Here is a 13,128-nt window from a genome sequence, read left to right as displayed (position 1 = left end):
AGCACCCAGGAGGAACTTTCCATGGCAACAACTGTCAGCGACTTTGTCATTGCACGCATCCGGGAATGGGGCATCAACCGCATCTTCGGTTTCCCCGGCGACGGGATTGGCGCCTTCGACGGCGCCCTGGGCAAGGCCGAACGCGCCGGCCAGGGGTTGGAATACATCCGTCCCACCCACGAGGAGATCTGCTCCCTGATGGCCACGGCGTATGCAAAGTTCACCGGCGAGGTGGCGGTGTGTGCCGCCACGTCCGCCCCCGGCGCGTTCCACCTGCTCAACGGCCTGTACGACGCCAAGATGGACAACCAGCCGGTCGTCGCCATCGTGGGGCAGCAGGGCCTGAACTCGTTGGGTACCTTTTCCCAGCAGGAGGCCAACCTCGAACGTGCCGTTGCGGACGTCGCGGTCTACGCCCAGACCGTGGTCTCGCCCGAGCAGGCACAGGCAGTGGTGGACACCGCATTCCGCATGGCCCGTGTGAGGCTTGGCCCCGCCGTCGTCATCCTCCCCCACGACGTCCAGGGCATGGAGATGCCCGAACTCACCCCGGAGACCTGGGTGTCCCGTTCCAGCGCCGTCGTCCCCTCCACCCGCATCGCACCCCCGCGTGAGGCCGTCCTGCAGGCCGCGGAGATCATCAATGCCGGGTCGCGGGTGACGTTCCTGGTCGGCCACGGCTCCCGTGGCGCGGCGGAGGAGGTCCTGCAGGCCGCCGAACTGTGCGGTGCAGGAATCATCACCGCACTGCGGGCCAAGCAGGTCATCTCCTCCGACGTGCCGTTCCATACCCAGCAACTCGGCCTGCTCGGTTCGCGTCCCAGCATGGACCAGATCTCCGGCTGCGACACCCTGGTCCTGCTGGGCACCAACTACCCCTACGCCCAGTTCCTGCCCCAGAGCGGCCAGGCACGTGCCCTCCAGGTCGATCTCAAACCGGAGCACATGGGTCTGCGCTACCCCACCGAGCTGAACCTGTGGGGCGACGTCAAGGAGACGCTGGCCGCCCTGATCCCGCATCTGCAGGACAAGACCGACACGTCCTGGCAACAGGGGGTCATCGAGTCGATGAAGGAGTGGGAAGCGGAGATGGAGGCCGAGGCCATGGTCTCCTACGACGACGGTGTCAACCCGCGCCGGGTCTACCACGAGCTCAATCGGCGCCTCCCTCCGCGTGCCATCGTCACCGCCGACGCCGGCACGACGGCCGACTGGTACGGCCACCACATCCGGCTGCGTGAGGGCATGATGGGAGACCTCTCGGGAAGCCTGGCCACCATGCTGGCGGCCATGCCCTATGCCACCGCTGCGAAGTTTGCCCATCCCGACCGCACCGTGGTCTGCACCATCGGCGACGGCGCATTCCAGATGCTGGGCATGAACGAGCTGATCACCATCAAGAAGTACCTGCAGCAGTGGGAGAACCCGCAGCTGATCGTCCTGATCCTGCACAACAACGACCTCACCCAGGTCTCCTGGGAGATGCGGACCGAGGACGCCAACCCCGTCTGGAAGACGTCCCAGGAGGTGGAGTCGGTCGACTACGCCGGCTACGCGGAGCTGCTGGGCTTCACCGGCATCCGCCTCACGAGCGACGACGACGTGGCCGCGGCGTGGGACACGGCCTTCGCGCATCGCGGCGTCACCGTCATCGACGCGTACACCAGCAAGAACGTCCCGCCGTTGCCGCCCAAGGTGGCCTTCGAGTTCGCCAAGAACACCGGCATGGCCCTGCTCAAGGGGGACCCGGCAGCGGCCGACGTCATCCGCGACACGGCCAAGGCAGTGGTGACCGAGGGCGTGGAACGGGTCAAGGGTGCCCTGCACCACCGCCACCCCGAAAACGGGAAGAAGTAGTCGGCGCTCCCCGGCAAGGGGCTGGTCAGCGGCTGCCGCCCTCGGCCAGCCGCCGCTTGGTCTTCGCGGTCGCCGGGACGCTCCAGGGGTCCTCGGGCCAGGGGTGCTTCGGGTAGCGGCCACGCATTTCGGCACGCACCTGGGCATAGGGTCCGGCCCAGAACGAGGCGAGGTCATCGGTGACCGCCACGGGGTGCCGTCCCGGGGAGAGCAGGTGGAAGAGCACGGGGACGCGGCCATCGGCCAGCCGCGGTGTCTCGGTCCACCCGAAGCATTCCTGCAGCTTGACGGCCACCACGGGCCGCCCGTCCGGGTCCCCCGGTTCCGGGTAGGCGATCCTCACGTGGGATCCGCTGGGGACCTGCAGCCGCTCCGGGACGAGTTCGCCGAACCGGGAGGCCTCGGGCCAGGGCAGGAGGCGTCGCAGCGGGTCGGCCAGGTCGATGGAGCCCGCGTTCGCCCCGCCGGCCAGCCGATCCAGTTCCGGGCCTAGCCAGTCATCCAACCGGGCCAGCAGTGCCGGCTCGGAGACATCGGGCCAGGGTGGGCCGAATTCACGGTGCAGCAACGCCAGGCGGCGGCGCAGCGCATCGGCCCCCTCCGAGAATCCAATGACCTGCAGGCCATCACGTTCCAGTGCCACGGCCACGGCGGCGCGGGCACTCTTGACCGAGGCCTTGACCGGCGTCGACCCCAGGACGATGGCCCCGATGCGGCGTTCGCGGCGGGCCACCACCCGTCCCGAAGCGAACCGTGCTTCCACCTGGTCGGTCAGCAGGTGTGCCGCGGCGGCCTGGGCCACGTCTTCATCGATGGGTGCGGCGCTGCGGATGACGGCGCCGGTTCCCGCGGTGTTCCGCCCCGTCGCGCGGGAGACATCGGCGATGGCCAGCCATTTGTACCCTGAGAGGTGGGACCCGTCCGGCAGTCCGGCGCGGGTTCCGGAGGCGAGCAGGTAGCTTTGTTGCGCGCCGGTCCCCACCCGCCGGGCGACCCGGTCGGGGAAGGCCAGGGCGACGACCAATCCCGGTTCGGCCGCAGCATCCGGGGCCTGCCGGGTTCCGGACGGGGAATTGATGGCGTGGTCCTGGGCGGACCGGGCGATGGCTTCGAAACGTTTCGACTCGCGCTTCCACGCCCTGGCCGCTGGATCGCCGCCCCGGCGCAGGTCGGCCAGCAGCCGGGTCAGATCCGCTCCCGGGGCGCGGGCGTCACCGGCCACCATGGCGATGATCTCCGCAACGTGGCGGGCGGCCTGCTGCCGTTGGCTGCGCGGGCCGGATCCCAGCCAGGACGTGCCATCGATCAGGGCCCGGGCGAGCCGCGGTTCGGCGGGGATCCCCGAGAGGGTCCGTCCCAGCTCGGTGGCCATGCCGCCGGCGTCGATGGCCCCGAGTTCGGTGAGCACGCGGAGGGCATCGTCCATCGTGGCAGTTGGCGGGCTTTCCGGGAGCTTCAACCCGCGCCCGCCGGGAGCACCCCAACAAGCCAGGGTCAGCGCGGCCCCGGTCAGTTCGGCCACGGCGATTTCAGGGGTGGGGTGGGCCGGGGCGGCTCCGAAGGTCCTCTCATCGAAGCAGCGCACCACGGTGCCTGGCCCCTGGCGTGCAGCACGTCCGGCGCGTTGATCGCAGGAGGCCCTCGAGGCGGAGACGGTGACGAGCCCGGTCATGCCGCGGGTGGCGTCGCGGCGTGGTTCGCGGGCCAGGCCGGAGTCGATGACCAGCCGCACGCCGGGGACGGTCAGCGAGGATTCGGCCAGCGAGGTGGACACGATGATGCGGGCCGGATCCCCCGGTCCGCGACCTGAGACGGCCCGGTCCTGGATGGCGGCATCGACCTGGCCGTGCAGTTCCAGGACCTCGGTGGCGGTTCCGGCCACTTGGCGGCGCAGGGTGGAGGCAATATGCCCGACTTCCCAGGCACCGGGCGCGAAGACCAGGGCGTCGATGCCGGGGTCCGCGGCGAGGGCGCGGCGATGTGCGGCGACGGCCGTAGTGGCCACGTGGTCCAGGAAGCCCCGGGTCACACCGCGCTCATCCAGCCGGGGCACCGGGGATGGCTCCCACCGGGTGTCCAAAGGGTGCAGTGCCGAGGGGCAGTCGACGACGGGAGCCGGCCCGTCGCCGTCGTACCTGCCCATCAGTGCGGCGAACCTGAGGGCGTCGAGGGTCGCCGACATGGCCAGGAAGGCCAGGTCGCCGCGCAGTTCGTGGACTTCGCCGAGCAGGCCCAGCAGCAGGTCGGTATCCAGCGCGCGTTCGTGCACCTCGTCGATGATGACCGCGCCGATGTCCTCCAATCCGGGATCCGCGAGCAACCGGCGCAGCAGGATGCCCGGCGTCACGAATTCGACCAGGGTTCCGGGGCCGGCCACGTGTTCGCCGCGGACCGTGTATCCTACGCGCTCGCCGAGGCGGCTGCCGTCGAGTTGGGCCAGCCGGCGGGCCGCGGCGCGGGCGGCCACCCGGCGCGGCTGGGTGACGATGACCCGGCCGGCCAGGTTGGCCACCAGTGGCGGCACCAGCGTGGTCTTGCCGGTGCCCGGCGGTGCCTGCACCACTGCGGTGCCGGCCGGGGCGCTCCCGGCCAGCGCGGTCCGAAGGTCGGCCAGGGATTCGGCGAAGACGAGTCCGGAACCGATGGCGTCCAGGTCGAAGGGCCGGCCGGGGCGGCCTGGGGACTGGGGTTTCACCCCTCCATTGTGCCCGGCGGCGGGGGCCGGCCTACTCGAAGACCAGCACCAGACGCCCGCGGACGCCGCCGCCCTCGAGCATGGTGTGGGCCTCGGCGGCGCGTTCCGCCGGAATGATATCGGCCACGTTCGGGGTCAGGACACCTTCTTCGACGAGTTCGCGCAGCTGGTCCAGCTTGCCCCCGGAGTGGTAGTCCTCGGAGACGGCCACCCGGTGGATGGTGATGCCGCGTTCGCTCGGCCCCTCCCAGTAGCGCACGGTGGCGAACCCGCCGCCGTCCTTCACGGCCGGCAAGCCGAGCTCGTTCTGCACTGCACCGTCCAGCATCCCGTCGACGCCGTCCGGGTAGAGACGGCGGATATGCCGGGCCACACTGTCACCGCGCGGGACCAGGTGGTCCGGGTTCAGCGCCTCGACGATCCGACGGTCCTTCTCGGCGAAGTCGGCGACCACCGTCAGCCCGAAGTGTTTGGCGAGTTGGACCGTGTAGCCGCCCAGGGTGCCGGCGGCACCGGTGACGGCCAGGACCTGGCCGGGTTGCAGGTCCAAGCGCCGCAGCACCTGCAGGGCGGTGAGCCCGTTCATGGGTAGCGTCGAGGCGGTTTCCAGCTCGGTCCCGGCCGGGGTGTAGGCGACCGAGTCCGCGTCGGCGACGAGATGGGAGACGTAGGCGCCACCATGTTCACCGGCGGGCAGGGCGATGGCCATGACCTCGTCGCCGATTTCGAACGCCATCCCCTCCCCGACCTCGTCGATGATGCCGGCGGCGTCCATGCCGGGAACGTAGGGCGGCTTCTTGGCGCGTGCGACCTGGGCATTGCCGCCCGAGCGCACGACGGTATCCGTCGGGCTCACAGCGACGGCCCGGACCTTGATCCGCACCTGTCCCGGCCCGGCGTGGGGCTCGGGGACCTCGTGGATGGCGAGGGCGTCCGGCCCTCCGAACTCTGTGACTCCGATGACCAACATGTACGCGACAACCACCGTCGGCGGCCCCCTATTCCTGCCCGCCGGTGACCCGGGTCGCTGCGGGCATTCCTCCCGCCGGCCCAAAGGATGGCATGATCGAACCTGACAACACCCCCTGACACGTAGGGTCCCGATGTACCTTCCCGCCAGCATTCCCAGCCCCGATCCCGTCCTGTCCCAGTTCCACCTGGGCCCGCTGACGATCCACACCTACGCCCTGTGCATCCTGGCCGGGATCGTCGCGGCCATCGTGATCACCCAAAAGCGCCTGGCCCGGCGCGGCGGGAACCCGGAAATCGTGCTCGATGTGGTCCTCTGGTGTGTGCCGTTGGGCCTGGTGGGTGCGCGTTTCTACCACGTGTTCACCCACGTCGGCGACTATTTCTACCCGGGTGCCGACCCGTGGGACATCATCAAGATCTGGGACGGCGGCAACGCCCTCTACGGTTCGCTGCTGGGCGGCGCCCTCGGCGTCTACATCGGCTGCCGCCGGGCCGGGGTCCGTTTCCTGTCCTTCGCCGACGCGGTGGCCCCGGCCATGCTGGTCGCCCAGGCCATCGGACGGTTGGGCAACTGGTTCAACCACGAGCTCTTCGGCCTGCCGACCACGCTGCCCTGGGGCCTGCAGATCGAGTCGACCAACCCGAAATTCCCGGCGGACGCGCCCATCGGCACCCTGTTCCACCCGTTGTTCCTCTACGAGATCATCTGGAACCTCATCGGCGTGGCGGTGATCCTGTTGCTCGAGCGCAAGATCCGCGCCCGCTGGGGCCGCAGCCTGGGCCTCTACCTCATCTGGTACGGCATTGGACGCAGCTGGCTGGAGTCCATCCGCATCGACCCCACCTCCGACGGCTTCCTCGGGGTCCCCGCCAACATGTGGACCTCGTTCGCGGCCATCGCCCTGGGGCTGGTCCTCTTCATCGTCCAGGGCATCCGGCATCGCGAACCGGAGACCTCGGTCTACCGCCCGGGCTTCGAACCGGCGGCCGACGAGGCCACCACCGAAGCCTCCGTTGGGGACCCGTCCGGTGCCCCAACCGACGACGGCGCTCCGGCCGAAGGCCCCCAGGACACCAGCACGACGACGGAACCCGGCTCCGATGCGGATCCCACGGAGACGAAACGCACCGGACAGTAGGCCGACGGGGCGCGGCCGGGCGATGATCGCTTGGCCTGCGTTCCGGCCCCACAGCGGGACCACACTGCTCAGGTGATCTTGTCGAAAGTGCAGCTGGGGCCGCTCGCGCTAGCAAGCCTTGCATCGCAGGTGATCAATACCGCATCAAGCCGTTCCGCCAAGGCCACGTAGGCCGCGTCATAGGGCGTGATGTTGTGACGGAGCTCCCACATGCGTTCCAGCAACGGAGGCAGTGGCATCCGCCTGATGGGAAATCCCGCTAGATGCGCCAAGGCGCTGGGAACGGCCTGCTCGAGTCCTGCGTTGCCCCGGGCCATGCCACGCAGGGCGGACACGATCTCCGCATCCAGGTGGGCAGGCGCGAACAGCGCGTCGCCCGCGGCCAGTCGTTCGGCAACGAGGGAGTGCCGTGGATCGTCGGCAGCATAGAACACTGCGAGGACCGAAGCATCAACCACCGCCAGGCTCACGACGCCTCGCGCAGCTCCCGCACCGCTGCCACCGCTTCCTCGGCCGTAACCCCTGTCCCGCGAGGTGGCGAGTAGGCAGCAACGTAATCTGCGACACGCACTGCCTGCGCCACCTCCGCTAGCCGGTCGACGACGAACGCGCTCAGCGACTGGCGGCTGTCCTTGGCCGCGGCAACAAGTGCGGCGTAGACGTCATCGGGGACGTCGCGCAGGTTCATCCGCTTCATGGTGCCATGATGGCACCAACTCGACGCACGTGCCAGAGCGGAGCACCGAGAGTGCCGTCATGATCCTTCCGCCCGCGTCGCCGCCGGAGGGGCCCAGGTCGATCACCCAGTCGGGGGCGGCCGCCACGTCCATCTCGTGTTCGACCACCATCACCGTGTTCCCCGCGTCGACCAGCCGGTTCAGCTGGGCCAGCAGTAGCTGGACGTCGGCTGCGTCGCGATCCTTGCTTCCCCTGCGCGGGTGGTCAATATCAGCCGATTCCCCAGCCCATGAGTCTCAACGCGTTTTGGCCAAGTACCCGTTCGGCGTCGTCGCCAAGGGCTTCCACGGCCCGGCATTTCAAATCGGCGTATCGCTGATCCTCGAAGCGCGTGAACGGCCAATCGCTGCCGAAGACCAACCGCTCGGTCAGCCCGGCGGATCGGAGTGCGGACGTCATGGACAGGGCTTCGCCCGGTTGGCTGCGATAGAAGCCAGAGACCTTGACCCAGGTATTGATCCGGGACGCCAAACGCAGGACTCTGCGCTTGGCGTCCCGCTCGTCCGGCGAGGGCAGCCCGAGGTGGTCGATGACCACGGTCGATGGCCACGCTGTCAGAGCCGATTCCAGCGCCTCCCACTGGGCGCCTGCGGCTTGAATTTCTAGATGCCATCCGAGTGCGGCGAGGCGTTCGCCGACAATCTGCCACTCGGCACTTTGGAGCGCCGGGACAGCAGCTCCAACGAGGTTCAGCCGCATGCCCCGCACACCGGACGCGTCGAGACGTGCCATGCGCTCCTCGGACAACTCGGACTCAAGGTGGGCCGTATCCACGACGATGACACCGCGGAGCCGGTCCGGTGCCTGGGCCAGGGCAGCGAGCAGATAGGAATTGTCACTTCCCAGAAAACTCGGTTGCACCAGAACACCCCGCTGCATGCCATTGACGTCCAGTTGCTCGAGATAGGCAGCCAAGGGCGCCGCATAAGACGGCACATATCGCGGTTGCGCGACCGTCGCTAGGCCCGGCTCAAATACGTGCGCATGGGTGTCGATGTGTGGGGCGAGGGCATTGCTCATGCCCAGAGTCTACGGGCAAATGACAGTGAATATCTAAACCTTTAAAGGACTAGACCTATAAAGGTATTTTGTTGTACCGTGTGGCACATGACACATGCATCTCGGAGCGGTTCTACCGATCACCGCCTTCCCCTACATGCGCGGATCAAGGACGATTTGCTCCGTCGCGTCCAGTCCGGCGAATGGCCGACGGACGTCCCGCTGCCACCGGAAGCAGAACTGGCCTCGAGCTACGACAGCTCCGTCGGGACGATGCGCCGGGTCCTCAGCGAGTTGACCGCTGAAGGCATGCTCCTCCGACAACAGGGCCGCGGGACCTTCGTTCGCCGGGCCTCCTTCGAGAATTCCCTCTTCCGCTTTTTCCGGGTCCAGGGCGATGCAGAAGTGCAGCCTGCCAGCCGGATCCTGGACCGCACCACCGAACCCGCGGGTCCCCAGCAAGCCGAGGCCCTGGGCATCAAGACAGGCTCCGACGTACTGCGCATCCAACGCCTTCGCCTCTGGGGCGAGCGTCCCTTCCTCTCGGAACGGATCTGGCTGCCCTTGCCAGCATTCCGTGAAGTGGCCATGGCATCAGAAACAGAATTGGCACCCCTGTTGTATCCCGCCTACGAGCGGCTAGCGGGAGTGTCGGTCGGCCGTGCCAGCGAGGAGCTATCTGTCGCCGAAGCCGACGAGCCCCTGGCCGAGCTCCTGCAAGTGGCCGCCGGCTCACCACTGGTTCGGATCACCCGAATCGCCACCACACACGCCGGGGACATCGTCGAATACCGCGAGTCCTTCGGCCCCGCCGACACCTTCCGCTACCGAGTAGAAATCAACTAACCATGCCAGAACTCGTGGCCGTCTCCGGCCTTGTCCTCATATTTGCCATCGCCATGTGGCGAAACATCAACATGGGCGCTGTCGCCCTCGTTGCAGCCTTTGTCCTCGGAACTACATACTTCGGTCAGAAGTCCGGCGACATTGCCGACGGATTCCCCGGCGGGCTGCTCATCACGCTCCTCGGCGTGACCTTCCTCTTCGGCATCGCACGCGCCAACGGAACCGTCGACCAGATCGTCAGCGGAGCGGTAGGCGCCGTCCGCGGGCGTGCCGCACTCATCCCCTGGGTATTCTTCCTGCTCGCTGCCATCATCACAGGTTCCGGGGCCCTCTCAGCCGCCACCAATGCCATTCTCGTCCCCGTTGGCCTCGCATTCGCCCAGCGCTACCGAATCAGCCCTCTGCTCATGGGCCTGTCCATCATCAACGGCACCAACGCCGGCGGCTTCTCGCCCATCGCCGTCTACTACAGCATCGTCAACGGCGTCCTCGATTCCATCAACGTCACCGTCGACGCGGGTCAGCTGTTCCTCTGGACCTTCGTGGCCAACGTCGTGATCAATGCCGCGGCCTTCATGATCCTGGGCGGCCCCGGACTACTCCGCCGCGGCCGAGCGGATGACGACCTCGATACGGAAACCGAGAAGGGCTCGTGGACCGCTCCGAAGATCATCACCATCGTGCTGATGGTCGGAGTTCTGGTCGGTGGACTGGGATTCAAGCTCGACGTCGGATTCCTGGCATTGGCTGCGGCCGTCATCCTGTCCGTGCTGTACCCGCGTGATTCCAAGGAGGGCCTGAGCCACATTGGCTGGAACGTCATCCTGCTCATCGGCGGCATCGTCACCTACATCAGCATGTTGGAGAACGCCGGAGTGATCGACAGCCTCGCCAACCGGGTTGCAGACATCGGGACCCCACTCGTAGCGGCACTGCTCATGCTCCTCGTCGCCGGTGTCGTGTCAGCATTCGCCTCGACAAACGCCATGTTCGTCGTGCTCGTGCCGCTGGCGGCCCCGCTGCTCACTTCCGGCCCCTTGGCTCCGCTGGGCTTCGTTATTGCCCTGTGTATCGCGGCCTCTGCCGTGGACTCCAGCCCGTTCTCCACGGGCGGCGCGCTTGTCGTGGCCAATACCGAGGAGAAACTGCGCGACAAGACATTCAAGGGCATGATGACCTGGGGAATGTCCATGATTGCGGTCGCACCAGTCCTGTCCTGGTTGGTCTACGTGGTTCTCTAAGACTGTCCAAGCTCCGAAGACTGGCCCCCGGGCACAAGCCGTCTCGCCGGCTCGGCCCGCCGGACCGCTGAGGGCCGGCCCCGCCGATCACCAAGTCAGTTGTCCAGCCTCGCCCGCAAATAGGGCGCGGTCCGGCTGTCGGTCGAGTGGGCCACCTGTTCCGGCTTCCCCTCGGCCATGATCCTTCCGCCAGCGTCGCCGCCGGAGGGGCCCAAGTCGATCACCCAGTCCGCGGCGGCCACCACGTCCATCTCGTGTTCGACCACCACCACGGTGTTCCCCGCGTCGACCAGCCGGTTCAGCTGGGCCAGCAGCAGCTGGACGTCGGCCGGGTGCAGCCCGGTGGTCGGCTCGTCGAGCAAGTAGAGCGTGTGGCCGCGGCGGGCGCGCTGCAGTTCGGTGGCCAGCTTGATGCGCTGGGCCTCGCCCCCGGAGAGCTCGGTGGCCGGCTGGCCCAGACGCAGGTAGCCCAGGCCGACCTGCCGCAGCGTCTCCAGGCTCCGGGCCGCCGCGGGCACCTCGGACAGGAAGCCCGCGGCCTCGTCCACGCTGAGCGCCAGCACCTCGGCGATGGTGCGCCCCTGGTAGGCGATCTCCGGGGTTTCGGGGTTGTAGCGGGTTCCATGGCAGACCGGGCAGGGCCCGTAGCTGCCCGGCAGGAACAGGAGCTCGACGGCGATGAACCCCTCCCCCTGGCAGTTCTCGCAGCGGCCACCTGCCACGTTGAAGGAGAAGCGTCCGGCCCCGTAGCCGCGCGCCCTTGCCTCGTCGGTGGCGGCGAAGGTCTTGCGGACCGCGTCAAACAGCCCGGTGTAGGTGGCCAGGTTGGAGCGCGGCGTGCGCCCGATCGGTTTCTGGTCGACCTTCACCAACCGGCCGATGCCCTCGGCGCCGTGGATGGCCCGCACCCGGGGTGACTCGCCCGCCGTGGAGGCATCGTCGTCGTCCTCGGTGTCGGCGACCGGAGTGCGGACCAGTGCGCCGACGGCGTCGGCCAGCACGCGGCTCACCAGCGTGGACTTCCCCGAGCCGGAGACCCCGGTGACCGCGGTGAGCACACCGAGCGGGATCCGCGCATCGAGGTCGGCGAGGTTGTGCATGGTGATGCCGGTCAGCTCCAGGGTTCCCGTGGCCGTGCGCCCGGCGGAGCCCAGCCGGGGCTGGTCGCCGTCATCGAAGAGGAAGGACCGCGTCAGCGAACCGGTGATCCCCGCCAGCCCGTCGACGGCCCCGGAATACAGGACCTCTCCCCCGCCCTCGCCGGCGCGTGGGCCCACGTCCACGATCCAGTCGGCCCGCCGCACCACATCCATGTTGTGCTCGACGACGAACACCGAATTGCCCCCGGATTTCAGCTCCTCGAGCACGGCCAGCAACGGTTCGGCGTCGGCGGGGTGCAGGCCGGCCGAGGGCTCATCCAGCACGTAGACCACCCCGAACAGGCCCGAACGCAGCTGGGTGGCAATGCGCAGCCGCTGCATCTCCCCCGGCGAGAGCGTGGTGGTCCCCCGGTCCAGGCTCAGGTAGCCCAGCCCCAGCCCGATGAGCACCCCGATCCGCTCGACCAGGTCGGCGGCAATGGTCACGGCGACCTCGCTGCGTTCGCCCCAGGACCCCGACGACGGCGCCGCCCCGGTCTCCTGCTCGGCCTCCGTGAGCGCCGCAGTGGGCTCCAGGAGTGCTGCAAGGCCCCCCAAGGGCAGGCGGTTCACCTCGGAGATGGTGCGCCCGGCAAACGTGACGGCGAGCGCCGCGGCGGTCAGGCCGGTGCCTGAACAGTCGGCGCACGGGCCGGAGACCATGAACGCCAGGACGCGTTCGCGCATGGTGGCGGACTTCGAATCGGCCAGGGTGTGCATGACGTGGCGTTTGGCGCTCCAGAAGCGGCCCTTGTAGGGCTTTTCGACGCGGTCGCGCAGCGGCCTGACCTGGACCACCGGCTGTTCGTCGGTGAACAGCAGCCAGTCCCTGTCCTTTTGCGGCAGCGTGTGCCAGGGCGCATCGATGTCGTAACCGAGTTCGGCCGAGACATCGCGCAGGTTCTTGCCTTGCCAAGCGCCCGGCCAGGCGGCGACCGCGCCCTCGCGGATGCTCAGTGCGGGGTCGGGCACCAGCGTCTGCTCGGTGACCGTGTGGGAGACGCCGAGGCCATGGCAGACCGGGCAGGCACCGACTGCCGTGTTGGGGGAAAACGCGTCGGAGTCCAGCCGCGTGGCGCCCTCCGGGTAGCTGCCGGCCCGGGAAAAGAGCATGCGCAGCGAGTTCGACAGCGTCGTCAGCGTACCGACGCTGGAACGCGAACTCGGCGCCCCGCGGCGTTGTTGCAGGGCCACAGCAGGAGGCAGCCCGGTGATGGACTCGACCTTGGGCGTATTGCCCTGCTGGATCAGCCGCCGCGCGTAGGGGGCGACGGATTCGAGGAAGCGCCGCTGGGCCTCGGCGAAGATCGTCCCGAAGGCCAGCGAGGACTTCCCCGATCCCGACACCCCGGTGAAGGCGACGATGGCATCGCGGGGCACGTCCACGTCGACGTCCACCAGGTTGTTCTCCCGGGCGCCGCGCACCCGCACGAATCCATCCACCGTTGACTGGCCGCGGGCAGTCTGCGGCCGGGCAACCGCTGTCGAATCATCCATCTGTC

Annotated in this window: 10 protein-coding genes and 1 pseudogene; 4 read left to right on the top strand and 7 right to left on the bottom strand. The window is 68.4% G+C overall.

From position 1 onward, the window contains the following. The first annotated feature begins 21 nt into the window (after nucleotides 1-21). Nucleotides 22-1,857, top strand: a complete 1,836-nt coding sequence (locus ACN0TP_RS00985; RefSeq protein WP_417215520.1) for a thiamine pyrophosphate-requiring protein — start codon at nucleotides 22-24, stop codon at nucleotides 1,855-1,857. A gap of 25 nt (nucleotides 1,858-1,882) precedes the next feature. On the opposite strand, the gene hrpB is transcribed toward ACN0TP_RS00985, so the two are convergent. Together hrpB and ACN0TP_RS00975 are read right to left on the bottom strand one after the other, a co-directional pair. Next, nucleotides 1,883-4,552 (bottom strand): ATP-dependent helicase HrpB, encoded by a 2,670-nt coding sequence (gene hrpB, locus ACN0TP_RS00980; RefSeq protein ID WP_417215519.1) that lies wholly within the window; start codon nucleotides 4,550-4,552, stop codon nucleotides 1,883-1,885. A 31-nt stretch (nucleotides 4,553-4,583) separates the two neighbouring features. Next, nucleotides 4,584-5,522, bottom strand: coding sequence for an NADP-dependent oxidoreductase (locus ACN0TP_RS00975; RefSeq protein ID WP_417215517.1), 939 nt, complete (start codon nucleotides 5,520-5,522; stop codon nucleotides 4,584-4,586). A 133-nt stretch (nucleotides 5,523-5,655) separates the two neighbouring features. Between ACN0TP_RS00975 and lgt the strand changes: the two genes are divergently transcribed. Beyond that, nucleotides 5,656-6,663 (top strand): prolipoprotein diacylglyceryl transferase, encoded by a 1,008-nt coding sequence (lgt, locus tag ACN0TP_RS00970; protein WP_417215515.1) that lies wholly within the window; start codon nucleotides 5,656-5,658, stop codon nucleotides 6,661-6,663. Between the two features lie 68 nt (nucleotides 6,664-6,731). Here lgt and ACN0TP_RS00965 read toward each other — a convergent pair whose 3' ends face one another. The 4 genes and pseudogenes from ACN0TP_RS00965 to ACN0TP_RS00950 form a co-directional block, all read right to left on the bottom strand. Continuing rightward, nucleotides 6,732-7,133 carry a type II toxin-antitoxin system VapC family toxin gene (locus tag ACN0TP_RS00965; RefSeq protein WP_417215513.1) on the bottom strand — a complete coding sequence of 134 codons (402 nt, stop codon included), beginning with the start codon at nucleotides 7,131-7,133 and terminating at the stop codon, nucleotides 6,732-6,734. Next, entirely contained in the window at nucleotides 7,130-7,360 is a 231-nt protein-coding gene (locus ACN0TP_RS00960) for a hypothetical protein (protein WP_417215511.1), read from the bottom strand. Before ACN0TP_RS00960 ends, ACN0TP_RS00965 begins: the two co-directional genes overlap by 4 nt. Continuing rightward, nucleotides 7,326-7,574 (bottom strand): annotated as a pseudogene (locus tag ACN0TP_RS00955) (hypothetical protein); the annotation flags it as partial. The pseudogene ACN0TP_RS00955 and the gene ACN0TP_RS00960, both read right to left, overlap by 35 nt. A 37-nt stretch (nucleotides 7,575-7,611) precedes the next feature. Then, complete coding sequence (locus ACN0TP_RS00950; RefSeq protein WP_417215509.1) at nucleotides 7,612-8,421, bottom strand: amidohydrolase family protein; 810 nt, start codon at nucleotides 8,419-8,421, stop codon at nucleotides 7,612-7,614. 87 nt (nucleotides 8,422-8,508) lie between these two features. Here ACN0TP_RS00950 and ACN0TP_RS00945 point away from each other — a divergent pair, with 87 nt between their 5' ends. Together ACN0TP_RS00945 and ACN0TP_RS00940 are read left to right on the top strand one after the other, a co-directional pair. Further along, entirely contained in the window at nucleotides 8,509-9,246 is a 738-nt protein-coding gene (locus ACN0TP_RS00945) for a GntR family transcriptional regulator (RefSeq protein ID WP_417215507.1), read from the top strand. A gap of 2 nt (nucleotides 9,247-9,248) precedes the next feature. Beyond that, a complete protein-coding gene (locus ACN0TP_RS00940; protein WP_417215506.1) occupies nucleotides 9,249-10,487 on the top strand; it encodes an SLC13 family permease in 1,239 nt (412 codons plus the stop codon). 95 nt (nucleotides 10,488-10,582) lie between these two features. On the opposite strand, the gene ACN0TP_RS00935 is transcribed toward ACN0TP_RS00940, so the two are convergent. Then, nucleotides 10,583-13,123 carry an ABC transporter gene (locus tag ACN0TP_RS00935; RefSeq protein WP_417215504.1) on the bottom strand — a complete coding sequence of 847 codons (2,541 nt, stop codon included), beginning with the start codon at nucleotides 13,121-13,123 and terminating at the stop codon, nucleotides 10,583-10,585. Nucleotides 13,124-13,128: the final 5 nt, after the last annotated feature.

It is taken from the genome of Arthrobacter sp., from assembly GCF_048266065.1.
In the GTDB taxonomy this organism is placed as follows: Bacteria; Actinomycetota; Actinomycetes; order Actinomycetales; family Micrococcaceae; genus Arthrobacter_H.
The sequence above is the reverse complement of the archived record's forward strand: the minus strand, read 5'-3'. Positions and strand labels throughout refer to the sequence as shown.